This is a genomic window from Rhodococcus sp. B7740 (assembly GCF_000954115.1).
GTDB lineage: Bacteria > Actinomycetota > Actinomycetes > Mycobacteriales > Mycobacteriaceae > Rhodococcoides.
Map to the genome: position 1 here is coordinate 1,926,996 of NZ_CP010797.1, position 20,772 is coordinate 1,947,767.

Genomic DNA, 20,772 nt, shown 5'->3' on the forward strand with positions numbered 1-20,772 from the left:
CCATCGTCACCGAACGGTGTCACACCAGCCACGATCGCGGCCCGTTGTCGGGGTCGGTCTCGACACGCGGTGGGGGTTCTCGCCGGTCCAGGTGAGCCGGTTGCAGCACCGAGCCCGACCTCGGCTCGATGTCGGAGTCCGCTCCGCTCACCTCGGCCGAACGTCGGCCGTCTCGGTCGATCGAAGGAGCCTGTGCCCGGCTCAACGCCTCGGCCGCCCGCGACATCGCAGCCCGGTGCTCGTCGCGTATTCGATGCAACTCCCCTCGCCACCCAGTGTCGGTGCTCACAGCTCCCCTGCTTCGCTCAGGCCCGCACCCGTGCTCGGGGCGGCGGGCTGTGCATCGGCCACCGGTCTGTCGGCAGCCACCGGGTGTTGTTCGGCAGGCTGCTCGAGGTCGGGCGATTCGGGTGAGCACTGCGCCTGCACATCCGAATCGGCTTCGGACGGAAGCACCGGCTCGGTCGCAGGGACCGGCTCGGGGGTGGGCACCGGCTCGGTCGCAGGCACCGGTTCGGACGGGAGCACGGGTTCGGACGAGAGCATCGGTTCGGACGAGAGCATCGGTTCGGACGAGAGCATCGGTTCGGACGGCAACGCCGAACCCGGAGCCGGTACGTCCACCGCGTCGGCGACTCCGGGAATCTCGACGATCTCGGGTAGGCCGAACGGTCCTATTCTGATCTCGAACGAGCGTGTTCCGAGTCCGGGAGTCTCGAGTTCGAGGGACACCGCACCGTCGTGTTCGAGCGCGATGCGGGCCCGATGCCCATCGAGCTCGGCCTCGAGATGACCACGCTCGTCGCCGGGCGTGGGCGGTGCCTGTCCGGGCTGCGGCAGCGGAGCCGGCTCGGGTCGCCGGTCGCCAGTCCCGTCCGGAGCCGCGTCCTTCGTGTCGTTCTCACCGGCCCGGCTCTGGACTGCGGTGTCGCCGGAGCCGTCGAGATCTCGACCGTCGATCGTCTCGGTCAGTGCGTCGTCGATCCGGTCGACGATGCCGGCGACGACTCGATCCACGAGCCCGTCCAGAGAATCCCCCACCTCGTCACCGGCGGGGTTGTCAGCGGTCGGATATCCGGCCGAAAGCACGGTGTCTGCGCCGGCCGGTCCGTGGCCGCCCGGCAGTGACGCCGCCGGCCCGACTGCAGCAGGTCCGACCGCAGCAGGTCCGACCGCGGCCGAACCGACGGCTGCAGGTTCGGCTCCGGAAACGACCGGTGCAGAACCGATCTCGGCCGGAGCCGGGTCGGCGGACGAGCCGTCGGGCCCCGGCCACAGCGCCGACGCCCCGGGTTCCATCGCCCAACTGCTCTCGTCGAGTTCGCCGAACGATGGCTCGTGAACACTTCCCAGAACGTCCACCACCAGTGCCAGACATCTTTCGACGGCGATGTCCGTGGCAGTACATGCTGCGAGGACTGCCTCGCACGTACCCTGCACCCGCGGTACGAACTCGGTGTCGATCCATCGCCTGCAGCGTTCGGTCACCTCGGCGGCGAACTCGTCGGAGACATCACCGCCGAGCGCCCTGTCCTTCAGATCCTCGAACGCAGACGCCAATCGCGGGAACACCGCCTCTCGATCGACCGGGAGGCACTCGATTCCCGACGCAACGACGATCGCGTCGACCTGGTCGACATCTTTGCCGTCCACCAGCTCGATGTCGATGCCGCCGACGAGCTCGGCCTTGTCGGTCACGGCGTCACGGAGAACGTCGACGGCCGCACACATCGTTTGATGAGAGTCCTCGATCGACGCCAGGAACTGGGAAGCCTTCTCCTGTTCGGCCGAAAGGTAGGTCCGAACGGCCTCCCCCGCATCACCGTGCCAGCGCAACTGCAGGACCCGGCGAAGTTGCACCTGCTCCTCGAGTTGATCGGTGAGTACGGCGGACACCGTCCCGACGGCGTCGGCATCGGCTCCGAGCGCGCCCAAGTTCAGTCCGCGCTGCTCGTCGTACCTGGCGCACACGTCCTGATATCGCGGGACGTCGACGCCCGGAACGCGGCTCGCCAGCGGCAGGAAGCGCTCGAAATACAGCAGTCCTTCTGCGTTGGCATCGAGAATGTCGTCGATCGACGCCCCGTCACCGGACGAGGCCGACGGAAGTGTCACCGGTGTGACTCGATCGCGTACGAGGCGGCGTCGTCCTGTTGCTCATACTCGTTCATCGCGGTGGTGAGGGCTTCGGAAATGTCCTCGACCGAGGACCGCCAGGCCCTGACGGCACGCCCGAGCCCGAGGTGCGCCTGGGAATAGGCAGCGCCCAGGTCACCGTAGTTCCGTCCTGCCCCCGCGGTACCGAAGCCTGCGTCCGCCACGGAATCGGCGGCGTCGCCGAGCGCCTCCGCCGACGACGCCAATCCATCCGCCACGCCGCGAACTCGGTCCACGTCCACCCGAACCCCATCGCTCATACGTTCCCGTCCCCCCTCGCAGTGCCCCTATCTCACTATGACGTGCGCCGACTCACATCGGTTCCGCGGAGAGCGGTAACGTCCCGATGTGAAATGTCAGTAACAGGTACCTGAAGTGGCTGCACCAGCTGCTCACCGAACGAGGAGTCCCATGCACATCGGAACGATGCTGAACTACAGCGGTGGTTTCAACGAGACCGTCGCCGAGGTGGCCGAGCTCGAGAAGGCGGGTCTCGACATCATTTTCGTGCCCGAGGCCTACTCGTTCGACGCCGTCAGCCAACTCGGGTTCCTCGCGGCCAAGACGAGCACGATCAAGATCGCCTCCGGCATCTTCCAGATCTACACCAGGACTCCGTCACTGACCGCCATGACCGCCGCCGGTCTCGACTACGTCTCCGACGGCCGGTTCGTACTCGGACTGGGCGCGTCGGGACCACAGGTCGTCGAGGGCTTCCACGGCGTCAAGTACGACGCACCCATCGCCCGAACCCGCGAGGTCATCGAGATCTGCCGCCAGGTCTGGCGCCGCGAGAAGGTGCAGCACCAGGGCAAGTACTACCAGATTCCACTGCCCGCCGACCGGGGAACCGGCCTGGGCAAGCCCCTGAAGCTGATCAATCACCCTGTGCGCGATCGCATTCCGGTCGTCATCGCCGCACTCGGACCCAAGAATGTCGAACTCACCGCCGAGATCGCCGAAGGTTGGCAGCCCATCTTCTACTTCCCGGAGAAGGCCGCCGACGTGTGGGGCGATTCGCTCGCCGCAGGCAAGGCCAAGCGTGACCCGTCACTCGGCGAACTGCAGGTCTTCGCAAGTCCCACCCTCGCCATCGGCGAGGATGCGGAGAAGTACCTCCCCTGGGTCAAGCCACACCTGGCGCTGTACATCGGCGGCATGGGAGCCAAGGGCAAGAACTTCTACAACTCCTTGGCCCAGCGATACGGGTACGAGGCCGAGGCCGAGAAGATCCAGGACCTGTACCTGGCAGGCAAGAAGGAGGAGGCCGCCGCGGCAGTGCCCGACGAGCTCGCTCGCGCGGTCAACCTCATCGGCCCGGAAAGCTTCGTCAAGGAGCGAGTGGCAGCTTTCGCCGAGGCCGGTGTGACCACTCTCAACGTCGCGCCGCTCGCCGAGAACACCGCAGGACGCGTCGCGCAGCTGACCGCACTGCGCGAACTCACCGCCTGAGACGTCAGACCGACGCGACCCGGCCCGCCAGCTCTTCGGCGAGCCGGGTCGCGACGTCGAGTTCGGACGCTTCGACCATCACACGTACCAACTGCTCGGTACCGCTGGGGCGCAACAGAACTCGACCCGATTCGCCGAGTTCGCGTTCGGCCGACGCCACCGCGTCCGACACCGACGGTGCCGACGCCACCGCTGCTTTGTCGGACACGCGCACGTTGATCAGCACCTGCGGCAGGGTCCGCATGGCCGACGCCAGATCCGCGAGCGAACGCCCGGTCTGCGCCATCCGCTCCATCAGTCGCAGCGCCGTGGCGATCCCGTCTCCGGTCGTTCCGACTGCGGGCAGCACCACGTGTCCACTCTGCTCGCCGCCGAGCGCGAAGCCGCCGCGGCGCAACTCCTCGAGTACGTACCGATCTCCGACCGCGGTGGTGCGCAACGTGATTCCGGCCTCGCGCATCGCAATGTGCAGACCGAGGTTGCTCATCACCGTCGCGACCAACGTGTCGTCGGTCAAGTGGCCCGCGTCGTGCATCGCGATGGCCAGTATCGTCATGATCGCGTCGCCGTCCACCACGGAACCCGACGCATCGACGGCGAGGCATCGGTCCGCGTCGCCGTCGTGCGCGATCCCGAGGTCGGCTCCGTGCTCGACGACGGCCTTCTGCAAGCCCTCCAGGTGCGTCGACCCGCACCCGTCGTTGATGTTCAGACCGTCGGGTTCTGCATTGATCGCCACGACCGTCGCACCGGCCCGCCGGTAGATCTCGGGCCCGACGACCGAGGCGGCACCGTGCGAGCAATCGACCACGACGGTCACGCCGTCGAGTCGATGCGATACCGATCCGGCCAGATGTTCGGTGTAGCGCGCCGCGGCGTCGTGCGCGAGTTCGATACGGCCGATCGCGGCACCGGTGGCGTCGTAGGGCTGTTCGTCGTTCCGGGAGCGCCCCTCGGGATCGAGGGCAGCTTCGATCCGGTCTTCGACGTCGTCGTCCAGCTTGTGTCCACCGGCAGCGAAGATCTTGATTCCGTTGTCGGGCATCGCATTGTGGGACGCCGAGATCATCACGCCGAGCGCCGCGTCGTATTCGGCGGTGAGGTAGGCGACTGCGGGTGTGGGCAGTACGCCGACGTCGATCACGTCGACACCCGATGCGGTGAGTCCGGCGGACACGGCTGCGCTCAGCATCGCCCCACTCACCCGCGGATCACGACCGACCACTGCGACGGCCCTGACGCCGTCGACGTTCGGTGCCAACACGGCGGCTGCGGCTCGCGCGATCCTCAACGCCAGCTCAGCGGTCAGAACCCCGCCCGCAAGTCCCCGAACTCCGTCGGTGCCGAACAATCGCGCCATGAACCAAGACCCCTTCGAGCGGAGAGAATGTGGTGGAAAATGCCTCGAGGGCAGGCGTCCGATACTGCTGGATGCCTGCCCTCGAGGATGTAACGGGTAAGACGCGTCAGCGCTTGGAGTACTGCGACGCCTTACGGGCCTTCTTCAGGCCGTACTTCTTGCGCTCGACTGCACGCGCGTCACGCGTGAGGTAGCCCGCGGCCTTGAGCGGCGGGCGATCGTCGGGTGCGAGCTCGATCAGTGCACGCGAGATGGCCAGACGCAGTGCGCCTGCCTGTCCCGACGGTCCGCCGCCGTGCAGCAGCGCGACGATGTCGAAGGACTCTGCGCGGTCCACCAGAACGAGCGGAGCCTTGATCAGCTGCTGGTGCACCTTGTTGGGGAAGTAATCCTCGAGGGTGCGGCCGTTGAGCTTGAATCCGCCGGTGCCCGAGGACAGCCGAACGCGAGCGACGGCTTCCTTACGGCGACCGACGGTCTGGATCGGGCGATCGAACACGATCGGGGCCGGAGCGGCTGCGGCTTCGATGTCCGAGACGACCTCGGGATCTTCGACTGCCACGAACTCGTCGGCGGCGATCTCTTCGATGTTCTCCTGCGACGTCACGTCATTTCCCTCCGGCGCCGTCACTGGGACACCTGCTTGATCTCGAACGGAACGGGCTGCTGAGCGGCATGCGGGTGGTTCGGTCCCGCGTAGACCTTCAGCTTGCTCGCGATGGCATTACCGAGCTTGTTCTTGGGGATCATGCCGACGACGGCCTTCTCCACGAGACGATCGGGGTTGCTCTCGAGGACCTGACGGGTCGAGCGCGACTTCAGACCGCCCGGATGGCCGGAGTGGTGGTGGTGGAACTTGCCGTCGAGCTTGTTGCCGCTGATGGCAACCTTCTCGGCGTTGATGATGACGACGAAGTCGCCACCGTCGACGTTGGGTGCGTAGGTGGGCTTGTGCTTACCGCGGAGCAGAGTCGCGGCCTGGACGGCGAGGCGTCCGAGCACGACGTCCGTGGCGTCGATCACATGCCACGTCCGGGTGGTGTCCCCGGCCTTCGGGGCGTAAGTAGACACAGAAAATTCCTGTCTTCATGATGTCGCTGCTGGCCAAGACGAGTGGATGCCCTCGGCGGCCAGTTGAGACCCGAGGACAAGAGCTCGATACGCACAGAAGTACGCGGCGAGCCCATACACGCCAACGGGGAACGATACCGGGAGCGGACGCCCAGGTCAAAACATCTCCGCTCGTCGACGCCTCGACTCGTCGACCTCGTCAGCGCAGGCGCACACACTGCATGCATCGACGGGCAGCGGGAAGAGCCTCGAGCCTGATCGCCGGGATCTCGCTTCCGCACCGCTCGCAGGAACCGTAGGTCCCGGCCGTGAGCCGCAAGACCGCCGCGTCGATCTCGCGGATCTCCGACTCGGTGTCGGTGATCAGCGCGGCGATCTTCGCTCGCTCGAACGCGATCGTCGACCCCTCGGGATCGTGCTCGTCGTCGTCGGTGGTCAGCCGCGATCCTTCGATCACCGACGCCAGTTCGGCCCGAAGCGACGCCAGTCGACGGTCGGCACGAGACCGCTCGGCCCCAAGTACTGCTCCGACGTCCGTCACCGAACCAGTAGACACCCGGACCGCCGTCGTGACCAGTTTCTCCGGCTCACGAGAACCGAGCTGGAGGAAGACGGAAGCCCCGACCGAGGTCTCGGTCGGGGCTTCCGCTCTTCGTGACGACGGGTCAGCGAGCCATCCGCGCCTTGTTGGCCATCTCGACGCCGTGCATCGTCTCGCCACCGGTGCGGGCGGCCGCGACGAGGCTCGACAGAAGGAGGTTGAGCTCGTCGGATGCAGAGCTCCACTGACGCTGCAGCTCGTAGTAGGACGTCATCGCGTCGCCCTCCCACGACTGGTAGAGCCGCTTCGCGGTGCTGTCCACGTCCCCGAGAAGGTCCTTGGTCACGTTCGCCTGCTTGTTCATCGCCTCGGTCAGCGCCGCGATCTGCGCGAAGTCGTATTTCATGTCGGATCGGTCTCCTTGGTCGAGCGTGGTCGTGTGGATTGTCGTGTGGTCACCGGATGCACGTTCACGTGAACGAGGACAGTCCCGAATTCAGCGATCCGGCCACCTGGTTCACGGCCGACACGTTGTCGTCGTCGGCGTCCGAGTAGCCGTGGCCGTTCGTCTTGATGTCCGCGGAGATCTGCTCGAGCGCGCTCCGCATCTTCTGCGCACTGGTGTCCCACTGAGCCATGACGTCCTGAAAAGACTTGCCTGCCTTGCCGACCCACGCCTCGGCGGTCTGCTCGACGATCGACCGAACGGCCGAATTGGACGCGTTGATCGACACACTCAGGCCTTCGATCGTGGCACCGGCGGCCACGAGCTCCTGCGGTGTGACCGTGACGCCGTTCGACGAACCCGTAACTTCCGGTCCCCCTGGATATCCCACTTCGACTCCTTGTCTCCGATACTCGATTCACATGCACCCGCGGCGCACGTGCCGATCGACCGAGAGGCCACTGTCGGCCCGCTCACTCCCCTACATCTCCTTGGACGCAACGACCCCTCGATTCGGTTCCGGCAGTGCACGAAAAACTGTGGGCCGCTCTCACGACGGCGCAACGATGTCCAAAGTCTGCGTCGCCTGACCGCATTCGGCGTCGATCACCGTCGCGTCGTCTCCCTCGAACTGGCAGCCGATGCTGACCTGAAGGTCGGACTGGACGAACACGCGCCACAGCACCGTCGAGTCGTCGATCGGTCTCTCGGTGTAGGCGATCCCGACGCGGCCGCCGAAATCGCGGGTGGATTCGAGCGATCCGATGGTGGAATCCGGCCCACGGGCATCGATGGCCGACCGAAGCTCGTCGGCGACCTGCTGCTGCGTCGAACCCGGTGACAGCTCTGCCACGGTGACGACGATCCGACGCTCGGGTGGGGTCGGCGGAATCAGCACCATGCGGTCCGCTTCGTCCACCTTCGTCCAGGCGTCCGGCAACCGCATCGACACCCGCCCGGACACGAACGTCACCGTCTCGACCGGCGTCGGCGGGTCGGTCGTCGTGGTCGGTAGCGGTTCGACGAGGGACGACGCAGCACTCGGGGCCTCGTTATGCGACAACGGTTGCGCTGCAACGCTATCGGAAGCAACGGGAGGACGTCCGGTGAAATACACAGCTGCGCAGACGAATACGATGACCGCTGCCGCCGCACTCACGGCCGCGAGCAGCTGGGGACGCCGTTTCTCCCGCGGCCGCGGGAGGGCGGCCACGTCGTCGAGCCATGCCGCCGATCGCGTCGTCGCAGCACGGACCGATAGCGCGGGGACGAGATCCGCCCCGGCTCGCCGATACAGCGACCGGGCGACATCGAGTCCGGTCAACCATCGAGTGGGGTGATCGACGACGGGATCCTCTCCGGCGCGGGGCACCGCCACCACGTACACCTCGTCGGGGCAGTTCGTGACCGACGACCGGACGTACTCCCCGACCGCTCGTCGCCAACCGTCGTCGTCACCCGTACCGAAGGGCAGGATCGCGCCGGTGTCTCCGCCGTGCGCCCCCGATTCGTCGAGAACGACGACGGACGTGTCGAGAGGCCCGACTTCGACGACGACCGCGGCGGACGGCGCGCGTTCACCCGACCACGACAGGGCCGCCTCGGCCGTCTCCACGAGCACCACCTCGTTCGCCGAGGTCGCAAACAGTGCACGAAGGATGCCCGTCCGTTGCTCGCCCCAGGTCGACGGATACGCGATCTCGAGCACGTCGAGTCGGTCGTGCACCCCGGCACCGTTCAGGGCCGACCACACGATTCCGTGCAGTACCGCCTCCCGGTCCCACACCGAGCTCCCCACCGGGACCGACGCATCGTCAATGCAGAGCAGGGGCGGAATCTCGTCTCCCGCCGTGCCCCGGCCGAACACAAGACGACCACCCTCGGCCGTGGCGAACGCCGATCCGACGCTCTCTCTCGGACCCTCGAAGGCTCCGGCCGTCGCGACGACGGAGATCTGCGTGTAGCCCAGATGCACTGCGGCATAACGCCACGAGGGGCTCGTCAACTCGAATGTCCGAGCTGAACGAGTGCCTGGCCCGAACGGTCGACGAATACCCCACGTCCGGGCGGCATGGCACTGGGACGTACCGTCCCGAGCAGATTCCCTTCGTCGCGGCTTCCGCTCATGACCAGTCCCGGCGTGACCAGATCGCGCAACCGTCCGATCACCGGGTCGAACAGCGCCCGGCCTGCCCCGCCGGAACGACGCGCCACGATGAGATGCAGCCCGATGTCTCGTGCATGGGGAAGGTGTTCGACCAACGGGGCCAACGGATTTCCCGACGACGTGGCGACCAGATCGTAATCGTCGACGACGACGAACACCTCGGGGCCGTTCCACCACGACCGCTCGCGAAGCTGCTGCTGGGTCACGTCCGCCCCCGGCATGCGGTCGGCCATGCGGCCTGCGAGGTCGACGAGCATGGCCGTCAGCGTCGCCTGGGAGGCCGCGTACCCGGCCAGATGCTCGGAATCCACTGCGCCGAGGAGAGTTCGGCGGTAGTCCGCGACGACGAGTTTGACGGTGTCGGACGAGTTGGCCTCGACGAGCGATCGACAGATTCCGCGCAGCAGAGAAGTCTTGCCGCACTCGCTGTCACCGAACACGACGAAGTGTGGATTCTCCGCGAAATCGACCACGACCGGTGCCAACTCGGCTTCGTCGATGCCGATGGGAACTCCGAGCTCGGGGATACCGCCGCGGATTCGTGGCCACGTATCACCGAGCCGATCGACGATCGCGGATCGTTCGAGCAGCTCGGGCAGCATGCGCACCGGCGGTGCCGGGGTTCCCGCAGATGCAGCCGCGATCGCGGCGACCGACTCACCGACCGCGCGAGAGAGGTCGTCGACGGAACAGACGTCGTCCACTCGTGGAAGTGCGATCAGCAGATGCAGTCCGTTCCTGGTCATACCCCGGCCCGGACGCCCCTCGGGAACTCTCGCGGCCTTGGCTCGGCCCATGTCCGAATCCGACGGATCTCCCAGCCGCAGTTCCAGTCGAGTACCGATCAGGTCCTTGGTCGCGGGCCGAACTTCCGCCCACCGAGAGGCGGTGAGGATGAGATGCAGACCGAAGGCGAGGCCCTGCGTCGTCAAGGTTGCGATCTGCTGTTCGAGACTCTCGAAATCGGACCTGATGGACGGCCAGCCGTCGATGACGAGAAAGACGTCACCGAACCGATCCTCGGGGTCGACGGGGTGCGCTGCACGACGCCGTCGGAACTCCGCCATCGAGTCGATCCCGCGATCACGGAAGGTCTTCTCTCGCTGCCGAACGACGCCGGCGACCTCGGCCACGGTCCGCCGAACCCGGTCGACATCGAGCCGGTTGGCCACCGATCCGACGTGCGGCAGATCGGCCAGCCCGGCCAGCGTTCCGCCGCCGAAATCCAGGCAGTAGAACTGGACCTGCGCCGGCGAATGCGTCATCGCGAGCGCCAGGATCAAGGACCGAAGCGCCGTCGACTTACCCGATTGCGGGGCACCGACGATGGCGACGTGGCCCGCAGCACCGGACAGATCGACGGTCAGCAGATCACGGCGCTGATCGAAAGGCCGGTCGATGATGCCGATCGGGGCACGCAGGGCGGCGAGCGGACCGATGCGCTCGGTCAGAACCGAGTCGGGCAGCAACCGGTTCAAGGTCGGTGCGGTGTCCAGCGGCGGCAACCACACCTCGTGGGCCGGCGTTCCGCGACCCCGAATTCGTCCGACGACCACATCCAGCACCGTCGGGCCGGTGCTCCGGGAGTCGACCGGATCCGGTTCTGCCTCGGGCGCAGTGGCAGCCTCGATGCGGCCGAGATCGACCGAGTCGAGCGGTACCGCGTAGGCGGTGAAGGGTTTCGGCCCGATGTCGCCTCCGAGCGAGGGCCGAACGCCAGGACCGGAACGCGGCGGCGAGTACGGGCCGGAGACGTACGCCGCGGCAAACCTGACGATCTCGGCCGAATCGCACTTGAGGTAGCCCGCACCCGGTTGTGCAGGCAGATGATAGGCGTCGGGAACTCCGAGCACCGATCGAGACTCGTTCGCGGAGAACGTCTTCAGGCCTATTCGGTAGGACAGGTGACTGTCGAGACCGCGTAACTTTCCTTCTTCGAGGCGCTGACTGGCGAGCAGCAGATGCATGTGCAGAGAACGTCCGAGCCGACCGATCGCGACGAACAACTCGGCGAATTCCGGTTGCTGGCTGAGCAATTCCGAGAATTCGTCGACCACCACGAACAAGGCGGGCATCGGTGCCAGATCCGCTCCCGCGGCTCGTGCCCTCTCGTAGTCGGAGACGTTCGCGAAGTTGCCGGCCGAACGCAGCGATTCCTGCCGACGGTTCATCTCACCGGCCAGCGCATCGCGCATTCGATCCACCAACGCCAGGTCCTCGGACAGGTTGGTGATGACCGCGGCCACGTGCGGTGCCGACTCCAGGCCTGCGAACGTCGCACCGCCTTTGAAGTCGACGAGCACCAGGTTCAGCTGGTCCGGCGAGTGAGTCGACACCAAGCCCAGCACGAGCGTGCGGAGGAACTCCGATTTTCCCGAACCCGTTGCCCCGATGCACAATCCGTGAGGTCCCATACCGTTCTCGGCGGATTCCTTCAGATCGATCTCGACGGCGCTGCCGTCGGGGGCGACACCGATCGGTACCCGCAGCCTCTCGCGTCCGCGCCGCGTCGTCCACGCTCGGTCCGTGTCGAGTGCACCGACATCGGCAATACCGACCAGGCTGTTCCATCCCGAGATCGGGACTCCGCCGTCGTCGACGACATCGACGACGGACGAGGACGACGGCGCACGATACGGCGACAGGCGTCGAGCCACGGTGTGCGCCTGGGTGGTGCTCATCGAATCCGCGACGGCGAACACCTCGACCGTGGTTCCGGTGACCGCTCCGATGGATCCGTTCTCGGCGAACAGCCGAAGGCCACGCGATGCGGCGAGTCCGGGACACAGGCCGGACAGATCGATGATCGTGACGGAATCGAGGCCCGTGTCGGTGAGATCGGTCGATCGGTTGTCCAGAAGCCCGCCGTCCACCACGATCACCAACTGCACGACGCCTGCGACGGGAACAGCTCCGCGCGCAAACCGATTGCGCATGGACAGCACGTCGCCGAGTGCTCCCTCGAGTTCGAGGAAGCTGCCGAAGATCATCCGAGCGGACCCGGCGCCGTCGCGCAGAGCGTCGTGCTGAGTGTGCGGGAGCCACTTGGCCCACTCCCATTGCTGCACGGTGTCCGGCCCGCAGACGATCGCGACAGCGACGTGGTCGGGTCCGTGAAAGCTGCACAGCGAGGCCAACATCGCGCGCACCATCGCCCGGGCCTCGTCGCGATCTCCCGATACGGACAGCGCCGCGAATCCTCTCAGTGACACCGCGGTCGGCAGCGCGGCCACCACCGAATGAGCTCGCACGAAGCGGCGCAGAGACACTGCCGAGACGGGTTCGAGTTCTTCCACCGGCCCGGTCTCCGGCGGAACCAGTCGAGTGGCGAGCCGCTGATCCCCACAGCCGACTCGTACGTGCGCGAAATCCGGATCCGACAGTCGCCGTTCCCACATGCGCTCGGTTCCGGCGATCGACCACAACGTCTCGGGTGCCGGGTGACTCCATTCGAGGGCTCGGCGTTGTGCGCGTTCGGTCTCGGCGACGTCGCGGCGGAGCTGATCCAGATAGCGGAGGTAGTCCTTGCGGTCCTCGTTCGCCTCGGCCGTACGCGCTCCGCCCGACTTGCCGCCGCCTGCCAACATCCCCACCATGGACATCAACATCATGGCCGGGAACATCAACATCATCGGGTTCGCCGCTGCCCCGGAGGTGAACATCAGCGCGACCATCCCCACCATCGCGGCCACCATCACCAGTGGCATCAGCTTCATCAGCAGATTGCCCGGCACGGCGCGCGGGATCTCGGGTGGCGACTGCAGGGTGACTTCACCGCCGGGAGATCGAGGCACTTCCCGTCTGGCACCGCGAACGAAGCGCACGGTACTCATCGATCCGCCCCCACGGCCACGCCCCCAGAACACCATCGCGGCGGCCTCCCCCCGAGGCCGCAGGACGACAGGCTAACGCATCGAAGACCGGCCGGTCCACAGCTGCCGTCGCACCCGTCGGACGGTCGAGAAATAGAACGCTGCCCGACGCCGTTGCACATCGATGTGGCTCTTCTGCCGCGTGCTCGACGAACGAAAGGCTGGCCCCAACCGTGTCCGTACCCTTGTCCATCCTCGATCTCGCTCATGTGGGCGAGGGCGAAACAGTCCGCGACAGCTTCGATGCAAGCGTCACTCTCGCTCAGCATGCCGAGAACTGGGGATACCGACGCATCTGGTACGCCGAGCACCACAACATGAAGACGATCGCGTCGTCGGCCACGTCGGTGCTCATCGCGCATGTCGCTGCCAACACCGAGCGAATCCGGCTCGGATCCGGCGGGATCATGCTTCCCAATCACGCGCCGCTGACCATCGCCGAGCAGTTCGGCACTCTGGCGACGCTGCACCCGGGACGAATCGATCTGGGTCTCGGCCGCGCCCCCGGCAGCGACCAGGTGACGATGCGGGCGATGCGGCGAGATCCCGCGTCGGCAGATCGCTTTCCCCAGGATGTCCAAGAACTGCAGGGCTACCTGTCGGCGGAGTCCCTGATTCCCGGAGTGAGCGCAACTCCCGGCGCGGGTACCGAGGTACCGCTGTACATCCTCGGGTCCTCGCTGTTCGGCGCGCAGCTCGCGGCCGCACTCGGCCTGCCCTATGCTTTCGCGTCGCACTTCGCACCCGACGCCCTCGAGCAGGCCGTCGAGATCTATCGGCGAGACTTCCGACCGTCCGCGCAACTGTCGGAGCCGCACCTGATCGTGGGTGTGAACGTGATCGCGGCCGATTCGATGGCCGAGGCACAGGCTCAGTTCCTGCGCACCAAGCGCAGTCGCGTCAGCCTGCTGCTCGGCCGCGGCCGAACCTTCACCGACGAGGAAGCCGACATGGTCCTCGAAGCGCCTGCGGGTCAACAGATCGCGAACATGACCAAGTACTCGGCGGTGGGCACTCCTGACATGGTGAAGGACTATCTCGATCGATTCGCCGAACGCACAGGGGCGGACGAGCTGATCGTCGCGTCCGGCGTGTCCGACCGCGCGTCGTGGCTTCGCTCGTTCGAGTTGCTCGCACAGGTCAGCGATCTGGTTCCTGCCTGAGAGCTGCGCACGTCGCAGGTGGATTCCGACGAACGGTTGATTGTCGCAGCGATGTCGTAAGGTTTGGACACCGATGCCCACTGGGGCGGGCATCGGCACGCGAATCGTACGTATCCGGGGGGATCTTCATGACACGCGCCGACAGCCGTCCATCGGCCGGCATTGTGCCACCGCGCACGGCACCTACCGATCCGACACAGTCGCCCACCGCGCCGGACGCGAGTCGGCGGGCATCGGGCGCACAGTCCGTCTTCGCGCAGGACGTCTGTCGGGTGACGGTGTTGGCCAGGTCCACGCAGGTGGACATGGCGCTGCCGATCGACGTTCCTGTCTCCCTTCTCGTTCCGGGAATCGTCGACATGATTGCGGCGGCGGGAGTGGAGCCTGCGGAACGACCCGGGAGAGCGGGAGTGGAGCCTGCGGAACGACCCGGGAGAGCGGGAGTGGAGCCCGCGGAACGACCCGGGAGAGCGGGAGTGGAGCCTGCGGAACGACCCGGGAGAGCGGGAGTGGAACCCGCGGAACGACCCGGGCGGGCGGGAGTGCGGCCTGGTTCGGGACGCGGTGAGCCGAGCGACGGGGATCCCGTGTCGGACGGGTTGCCGGTGGCATGGACGCTTGCGCGGATCGGGTTTCCACCGTTGTCGCCGACTGCGACGTTGGCCGAGCTGTCGGTGCGCGACGGGGAATTGCTCGTGCTGGGTGTGGCCGAGCGGCCAGCTCCGGTTCCCCTGTTCGACGACCTCATGTATTCGGTTGCACGGTCGGGTAATGACGATGTTCGGCAGTGGACTGCGCGTACGGCGCGCACGGTGGGTTCGGTCGTCACCGGTCTGTCGGTGTTGCTGGCATGCGCGGTCCTGGTTCGTGAGCCGATCCGTGCGGGAGCCGAGCATGTCGGCAGTGTCGTCGAGGGATTCGCCGCCGTCACTGCGTCGATTCTCTTCGCGATCGCGGGGGTGATTCTGGGGCGGGTGTACGACCAGTACGCCGTCGCTGTCGTCTTCGGCGGATGTGCCGTAGCGCTGATGTTCACCGGCGGAACTGTGCTGGTACCCGGGCAGTTCGGTGCGGCTCAGCTGATGCTGGGTTCGGCCATGGCGGGCGCTGTGGCTCTGCTGTCCCTTCGCATCGGCGGGACCGGGTTCGCACTGTTCACCGCTGCGATCGTGCTCGCAGTTCTGACGTTCGCTGCGTCGGTGTGCGCGCTTTTCACCACCGTGCCCCAACCGTCGATCGGCACCGCGGTCGCTCTCACCGGCCTGGCGGGAATTGCGCTCTCTGCCCGGGTGTCGATGATGCAGGCCAAGTTGCCGCTTCCACCGGTTCCCACCGCAGGAGCACCGCTGGACACGGTCGAGGAGGCCGAGCTCGACGCGATCTCGTTCGCGGATCTGCAGGCCTCCGCAGCTGTGGCGCGTAGCTGTCTGTCCGGCCTGCTGTCGGCGTTCACTGTTGCCGTCGTGGCGGGCGTGCTGGTTGCGGCAGCAGCCGATTCCGACGGTGGCGTCCGGTGGCCGGGGGTCGCGCTCGCGGGATTGTGTGCGCTCGTCCTGCTTCTGCGCGGACGCACCTATGCGGTGGTGACGCACGCAGTTCCGTTGGTTGCAGGGGGAACGACGATTCTGCTGGCGCTGTCGATCGGTGCGCTCGTTGCGTTACCCGTACACGCGCTCGCCCTGTTCGGTGCGGCACTGGCCGGCGCGGTGACGGCATCGATCTTCGGAGCTTTCGTGCCCACACGCACGTACTCGCCGGTGATGCGGCGGTCGGCCGAACTGCTGGAATACGCGGCCATCGCCCTGGTCATTCCGATCGCAGTGTGGGTGTGCGGTCTGTACAGCGTCGTCCGCGGGCTGTGACACCGCGCCGGCAGCGAACGATCGTCATCGCGGCGTTCACGGCTCTCGCCCTGTTTTCGAACGCGGTCATCGGGGTGTATCCGGCAGGCGCCGAACGTCCGGTGATCGACCCGTTCCAGCTGCCTCCGCCGAGTCCTCCCGGCCCTCTCGAACCCACGGAACAGAAGAACGCCTGCGCCCTTCCGTCCGCGGCCACCGATGTTCAGGACGTGCCGACCGCGCTGAAGGCGCTCGACTTCGCATCGGTCTGGCCGATCACCCGTGGGGCAGGTCAAGTGGTCGCCGTCATCGACACCGGAGTGACCGCTCATCCACGCCTACCGGGTCTGATCGCCGGCGGTGATTACGTCAGCGCAGGTGACGGGTTGTTCGACTGCGATGCGCACGGGACGATGGTCGCCGGCCTGATCGCCGCACAGACCGCACCGGGCAGCGGATTCGCCGGAGGCGCACCCGATGCACGAATTCTGTCGATTCGTCAGTCCAGCAATGTCTTTCAGATCGTCGACAACAGGTCGGAGGAGGAGCAGGCGGGCGAGCCGGAGAACGCCGCCGGCTACGGCAACGTACGCACCATGGCCATGGCCATCCGAACTGCGGTGGACGCGGGGGCCTCGGTCATCAACATCTCCGAGGTCGCCTGCGTGCCCGCCGGAGGCGGTGTGCCCGACGGTCCGCTCGGTGCGGCCGTGCAGTACGCCGTCCGAGAGAAGAACGTCGTCGTCGTTGCAGCAGCCGGTAATCTCGACAGCGCGGCCTGCCGGGCCCAGAACCCGATGACGGACCCGCTTCGGCCCGACGCGGACCCGTGGGCCTCCTTCGCGACCATCGCGACTCCGGCGTGGTTCGACGACGTGTTGACCGTCGGTTCGGTCGAATCGGATGGCACACCGTCTTCGTTCAGCCTGGGCGGTCCATGGGTCGACGTCGCGGCTCCTGGTTCGAATATGACCTCACTGTCGCCGACGGGAAACGGACTGGCGAACGGCACCCGGGGCACCGATGGCGTCGTTCCCATGACCGGAACGAGCTTTGCGGCACCGCTCGTTGCTGCGGTGGCGGCGCTGGTGCGCGCCCACCGCCCCGAACTGTCGGCGCTGGAGGTGGTGGACCGGATCCAACGAACGGCGCATGCGCCGGCCGAGGGGTGGAACCCCCTCGTCGGCCACGGCATCGTCGATCCGCTTGCCGCGGTGACCGATTCGGTGACGGCTGCTCCCCTGTCGGTGCCTGCGGACAGTGTCGCGATGACTGCTCCGTTGCCACCGCCTGCGCCGGATCATCGCCCGCGGACCGCAGCGGTCACCGGTTCGGTGCTGGTGGCGGTGATCCTGGCGCTCGGGCTCGCCCTGTCGGTGCCACTGCGCCGACGCGGTAGATCCGATTGAACCGGCGCTACTTAGTCGGAAGTGCGGCGGCCCGCGGGTCGGGGCCGACTCCGTCGTGCATCGTCAGTGCCTGTCCGCGCCCCAGAGTGGGCCCGCTGCCGAGCAATTGGAGGATCTGCCATGGTGCGGGTGCCGGCGGTCCGAACCCCAGCGCCGACGCGGCCTCGGGACCATCGACGCCGTAGCGCACTCCGGTGTCGGCCACGAAGAAGACGCTGCCCTGGCGTGTACTCGACGTCGAGATGCCGGTACTGCGTACGAACCCGCCGCTACCGGGTGCCAGATAGACCTGGTCGACGGCGTCACCGCCCCCATCGGCCTGAGCCAACGCAACCGGTAGTGCACCGGTCTCGAGCGGCAACCCACGGCCGGCGGACTCGACCAGTCGAGCAGACGGTCCGCCGTCCGCCACTGCGAGCGGCTCCCACGTCAGGCATCCCACAGGACGCTCACCGGTATCGACTATCTCGGGAGTGGTCGCCGGGAACGTCGACACCTCCAGTCCGGAGGAGGTTGTGGGTGCGTCCGCGAGCAGGTCGGGATTGACGGCTGCGATATCCGGACTGCCCTGCGAATCGGTGAATTTGATGAGCAGGGCCGCTGTTTCGTCGATCGCTTGGATTCCGTCCTCGAGTACCACGTAGTACTGGACGTCGCGCCCGGCGACCTTGACGACCGAACCGATCGTCCGCCCGTCGAACGGGAACGCGGGAGCCTCACCTGCTCGGGGAACGAACGGCGCTGCGATGGGTGGTGATTCGGGCACGGAGTTGAGCAGACCTGTACTGACCGGGGACGGTGTCGCGTCCTCGAGTCCGAGAGCGCGGACCACCGCCCTGTTGTTCAGGTCGACCGGCGATCTGGTGCCGTCGTGCACGAGATACGCAGTGCCGTTGGATGTCCAGAGGAACGCCTCGGACTCGGCGAGTGCAGCCGTGCTGTCACCGTAGCGAGGATCGCCCACCAGCACCGTCGTCGAGGTGACTCCTGCGATCGGGTCGACGGTGTCGCAGACGGTCCACGACTGCGCGTTGCCGTCGCCGTCGTGCGGCAGCGCAGACGGTGCACCGGGAATACCCACCAGTGCGCCGCGAGGTCGTGACGACAACTCGGATTCCTGGACCGTCGACGGATCGTCCGGCTTGCCGACGATCAATCGAGCCGATGCGAGATTGAGCACCGGATGGAACACGTCGTCCACTTTCACGAACATCGCGCCCGAGTCCTTGCCGACCACGATCGATGCGTCGCCGATCTTGTCCTGTGGCCGAAACAGTGCCAGGGCAGCGCATCCCGCCAAACCGATGCAGGCGATGACGACACCCACCAGCAGCGCTCGCGTTTGCGACCTCATCGGATCGTGCAGCATTCGAGCGTCGCGCCTGATCAACGCGTGTTCCATCCTGCGGACGAGGAAGCGGTAACCGCCGACCTGCCACTTCGTTGTCGGCGTCGACGCCACGATTCCTCCCCAGGACTGTGCAGACGACCCGATCCCCATTCGGGTCACGCGACACAGTACAGTTCGTCCGCACACCTCGGCGACCGTGTTGCGGTCGTCGATGGCTCTGTGACCTTCGGGGGGAGGGTTTCGATGAGGCGTACCGATTCGGCAGGGCGTAGGCGAGCCGCCGTTCCTTTCGTCGCACCCACGGTTCGGCGGGTGATCGTGGCCGAGACCGCGGCCGTGGCGATCGTTCTGCCGCTGTTCGCGGCGCAGATGCGGCCCTGGGCGGTGCTGCTCGTCGCTGCGGCGGTGGCGCTCGTTCCGTTCGTGGCGATCCGGCGCAGATCGGTCGTCGACTGGGTTCGGTCCATCTGGCGGCTCCTCGCCGATCGTTCCCCCGCTGTCGGCGTCACCACGGAACACACCGGCACCGCAGACGGCCCGGTCGGGGTCCAGTGGCAGCGCGACACCGTCACCTGCACCCTCGAGATCGTCCCGCCCCGGCACGCCACCACGGTCCTCGGCAGGGCGAGCGCCGCTACACAGCACGCACTTCCCGTCGATGCGTTGGCGTCGTGTCTGCGGCAGCACGACATCGAGGTCCGCGCGATCGACGTCGTCGCACTCGGCTGCCGCAGCTCGGCAGGTTCGGTCGCCACCGAGGTCTACGAGGGACTCATCGGTCCGCTGCCTGCGGTATCGGTGCGAACCGTCTGGGTAGCAGTGACTCTCGACTTGCGCGCGAATGCTCGGGCGATCGAGGTCAGAGGCGGAGGGAGAGCCGGAGCCGCCCGTACCGCTGTCGTTGCGACCACGCGGGTCCTTCGCGCTCTGCACGCCCACGGTCTGTCCTCGCGACTGTTGACGGGTTCCGAGCTTCGGTCGGCCGTGTTGCACCTGTGCCGAGGGGTCGGTATCGACGATCTGACCCAGACATGGTCGACAGCACCCCTGCCGGGTGCGTCGAGCACGGTGTTCGGAATCGATTGCAGCGCAATCACTGCCGAGGACATCGCCACCCTGTGGGCAACACCGTCACTCGGAACGACGATGTCGTTCCACCTGCAGCCGACCCGCGACACCGGGAAGGTGCGCGTGCGTGGGTCGTGCAGTTTCTCCGCCCGGACACCGATCACGAAGCCTCGTGTACACGCGTTGACCTCGATGAGCGCAAGTCAACGCGACGGCATCCTCGCACAGCTTCCGTTGGCCATACCCGTACCGAAGTCGTTGTCTCCCAGCCGAGTTCTCGATATCTCGTCGGTCGACGAGTTGTTGCTACCGGTGAGTGGCTGCGGCCAGCTGCTGGGATCCGACGCCGGCGGACACGGCGTCGCGGTCCGGCTGTTCGGACCGGGTCTGAGTCGGGTTCGGGTCGTCGGAGAGCTCTACCTCGCTCAGCAACTGCTCTTCCGCGCCATCGCCACCGGTGCCAGAGTCCTCGTCCGCACCGACCGCCCCCATGCCTGGCGAGCGCTCCTCGACGCCATCGGTGCTCCCGATCGACTACTGGTCGACGGCACCACGTTCCGTTCCCGCCCGTCGTACGACGTGATCCTCACCGACTTCGCCGACGGTTCGGCACCCATTGCGCAACAGGAACTTTCGGGCGTCACCGTGATCTCGTTGTCCGAGCACGTGCCGCGGATCGGCCACACCGAGCAGGAGCGAAGCACCCCGCGACCGGAACCGGATCTGACGATCGTCCAGCCCCATGCGTCGGGTGATCGAATTCGAGTCCGGTCCGGTCCACTCGACGTCGAGTTGACGCTTGTCACGATTCCTCAGGAGACGGCGTTCATCGGCCGGCCCCGGAGCCTGCGCCCCGCCGTGCGTGCTTGACCGAT

General features: G+C 66.8%; 17 protein-coding genes. 5 read left to right on the forward strand and 12 right to left on the reverse strand.

All coding sequences use genetic code 11. The features are described from left to right. Positions 1–19 precede the first annotated feature (19 nt). Genes NY08_RS08895 through NY08_RS08905 form a run of 3 tightly spaced genes read right to left on the reverse strand, consistent with a single transcriptional unit; the run spans position 20 to position 2,417 of the window. On the reverse strand, positions 20–289 hold the full coding sequence (locus NY08_RS08895) for a hypothetical protein (protein ID WP_144407329.1): 270 nt from the start codon (positions 287–289) through the stop codon (positions 20–22). Continuing rightward, positions 286–2,115: a hypothetical protein gene (locus NY08_RS08900; protein WP_045195919.1), complete on the reverse strand. Its 1,830-nt coding sequence runs from the start codon at positions 2,113–2,115 to the stop codon at positions 286–288. Before NY08_RS08900 ends, NY08_RS08895 begins: the two co-directional genes overlap by 4 nt. Next, entirely contained in the window at positions 2,112–2,417 is a 306-nt protein-coding gene (locus NY08_RS08905) for a type VII secretion target (protein WP_082073733.1), read from the reverse strand. The genes NY08_RS08900 and NY08_RS08905 overlap by 4 nt, the downstream gene beginning before the upstream one ends. A gap of 151 nt (positions 2,418–2,568) precedes the next feature. On the opposite strand from NY08_RS08905, the gene NY08_RS08910 reads away from it, so the two are divergent. Further along, positions 2,569–3,609, forward strand: a complete 1,041-nt coding sequence (locus NY08_RS08910) for an LLM class F420-dependent oxidoreductase (RefSeq protein ID WP_045195923.1) — start codon at positions 2,569–2,571, stop codon at positions 3,607–3,609. A gap of 4 nt (positions 3,610–3,613) precedes the next feature. Here the strand turns inward: NY08_RS08910 and glmM are convergent, their stop codons facing one another. From glmM to NY08_RS08950, 8 genes are all read right to left on the reverse strand, one after another. Continuing rightward, on the reverse strand, positions 3,614–4,969 hold the full coding sequence (glmM, locus tag NY08_RS08915) for a phosphoglucosamine mutase (RefSeq protein WP_045195925.1): 1,356 nt from the start codon (positions 4,967–4,969) through the stop codon (positions 3,614–3,616). Positions 4,970–5,075: 106 nt separating this feature from the next. Continuing rightward, positions 5,076–5,600, reverse strand: coding sequence for a 30S ribosomal protein S9 (gene rpsI, locus NY08_RS08920; protein ID WP_032397516.1), 525 nt, complete (start codon positions 5,598–5,600; stop codon positions 5,076–5,078). After that, positions 5,597–6,040, reverse strand: coding sequence for a 50S ribosomal protein L13 (gene rplM, locus NY08_RS08925; RefSeq protein ID WP_032397517.1), 444 nt, complete (start codon positions 6,038–6,040; stop codon positions 5,597–5,599). The genes rpsI and rplM overlap by 4 nt, the downstream gene beginning before the upstream one ends. 199 nt (positions 6,041–6,239) lie before the next feature. Beyond that, complete coding sequence (locus NY08_RS08930; protein ID WP_045195927.1) at positions 6,240–6,581, reverse strand: TraR/DksA C4-type zinc finger protein; 342 nt, start codon at positions 6,579–6,581, stop codon at positions 6,240–6,242. A 124-nt stretch (positions 6,582–6,705) separates the two neighbouring features. Next, a complete protein-coding gene (locus NY08_RS08935) occupies positions 6,706–6,987 on the reverse strand; it encodes a WXG100 family type VII secretion target (RefSeq protein WP_045195928.1) in 282 nt (93 codons plus the stop codon). Positions 6,988–7,051: 64 nt separating this feature from the next. Then, positions 7,052–7,417 carry a WXG100 family type VII secretion target gene (locus NY08_RS08940; RefSeq protein WP_032397519.1) on the reverse strand — a complete coding sequence of 122 codons (366 nt, stop codon included), beginning with the start codon at positions 7,415–7,417 and terminating at the stop codon, positions 7,052–7,054. Positions 7,418–7,576: 159 nt separating this feature from the next. Further along, the gene (locus NY08_RS08945; protein WP_158462518.1) at positions 7,577–9,031 is read right to left on the reverse strand and encodes a type VII secretion-associated protein; all 1,455 of its coding nucleotides are present in this window, start codon (positions 9,029–9,031) and stop codon (positions 7,577–7,579) included. Next, positions 9,028–13,026: a type VII secretion protein EccC gene (locus NY08_RS08950; RefSeq protein ID WP_045200040.1), complete on the reverse strand. Its 3,999-nt coding sequence runs from the start codon at positions 13,024–13,026 to the stop codon at positions 9,028–9,030. Before NY08_RS08950 ends, NY08_RS08945 begins: the two co-directional genes overlap by 4 nt. A 212-nt stretch (positions 13,027–13,238) precedes the next feature. On the opposite strand from NY08_RS08950, the gene NY08_RS08955 reads away from it, so the two are divergent. From NY08_RS08955 to mycP, 3 genes are all read left to right on the forward strand, one after another. Beyond that, on the forward strand, positions 13,239–14,228 hold the full coding sequence (locus NY08_RS08955; protein ID WP_032397521.1) for an LLM class flavin-dependent oxidoreductase: 990 nt from the start codon (positions 13,239–13,241) through the stop codon (positions 14,226–14,228). A gap of 128 nt (positions 14,229–14,356) precedes the next feature. Next, positions 14,357–16,090, forward strand: a complete 1,734-nt coding sequence (gene eccD / locus NY08_RS08965; protein WP_082073736.1) for a type VII secretion integral membrane protein EccD — start codon at positions 14,357–14,359, stop codon at positions 16,088–16,090. Continuing rightward, positions 16,057–17,478: a type VII secretion-associated serine protease mycosin gene (mycP, locus tag NY08_RS08970; RefSeq protein WP_442970816.1), complete on the forward strand. Its 1,422-nt coding sequence runs from the start codon at positions 16,057–16,059 to the stop codon at positions 17,476–17,478. Before eccD ends, mycP begins: the two co-directional genes overlap by 34 nt. 7 nt (positions 17,479–17,485) lie before the next feature. On the opposite strand, the gene eccB is transcribed toward mycP, so the two are convergent. Further along, entirely contained in the window at positions 17,486–18,979 is a 1,494-nt protein-coding gene (gene eccB / locus NY08_RS08975; protein WP_230597029.1) for a type VII secretion protein EccB, read from the reverse strand. 93 nt (positions 18,980–19,072) lie between these two features. Between eccB and eccE the strand changes: the two genes are divergently transcribed. Then, positions 19,073–20,767 carry a type VII secretion protein EccE gene (eccE, locus tag NY08_RS08980; protein WP_045195938.1) on the forward strand — a complete coding sequence of 565 codons (1,695 nt, stop codon included), beginning with the start codon at positions 19,073–19,075 and terminating at the stop codon, positions 20,765–20,767. Positions 20,768–20,772 lie beyond the last annotated feature (5 nt).